Raw genomic sequence first — 571 nt, forward strand, 5'->3', positions numbered from 1 at the left:
CTTTTCATGCAAAAACCGCTGAACTTACAGTTCAGCGGTTTTCTCTTTTCACAAATTGATACCCTGCTGGCGGAAGAGTTCTTTTCGCTTGGCCGCCGGCGACATCCCGTAATACTTGCCGAATTTTTCATAAAAGAAGGACTTGCCCCGATAGCCAACCAGGCCGATGATTTGCTTGATCGACAGGTCTGGCCGGGCCAAAAGGCGGACGGCTGCCTCCATCTTCTGCTCGTCGACCAGCTCAATGAAGCTCAGCCCGGTCTTCTTTTTGACCAGGTCGGAAAAATAGTTGGGGCTGAGACCGTAATAAGCCGCCGCGGCCGTCAGGCTGGTTGAGACGTAGTTTTCCGCGACATAGCGGCGGATCTCGCCTTCACTCAGGCTGCTCTCCCCGCTCAAGGTCCGCTGGGCCTGAGCCAAGGCCGTCAGCAGCTGGCTTTTCAGCAAGACGGGCGCAAAAGCAGCGCCGGCCTGGTATTCAACCAAGGCCGTCAGGAAGGCGGCCCCGGCCGGCCCGTCGACCGCTGCCCGGCCATGCAGCCCAATTTCCGCGTCAGCTGCCAGCAGGAGT

At 58.3% G+C, this 571-nt stretch carries 1 protein-coding gene; it reads right to left on the reverse strand.

Annotation, left to right across the window (positions count from 1 at the left end; all coding sequences use genetic code 11):
• Positions 1 to 48: 48 nt before the first annotated feature.
• Positions 49 to 571 (reverse strand): helix-turn-helix domain-containing protein (locus lacNas_RS03090; RefSeq protein WP_201346573.1); only part of this gene is annotated, 523 nt, incomplete at its 5' end.

It is taken from the genome of Lactobacillus nasalidis (assembly GCF_016587775.1).
Taxonomy (GTDB): domain Bacteria; phylum Bacillota; class Bacilli; order Lactobacillales; family Lactobacillaceae; genus Lactobacillus; species Lactobacillus nasalidis.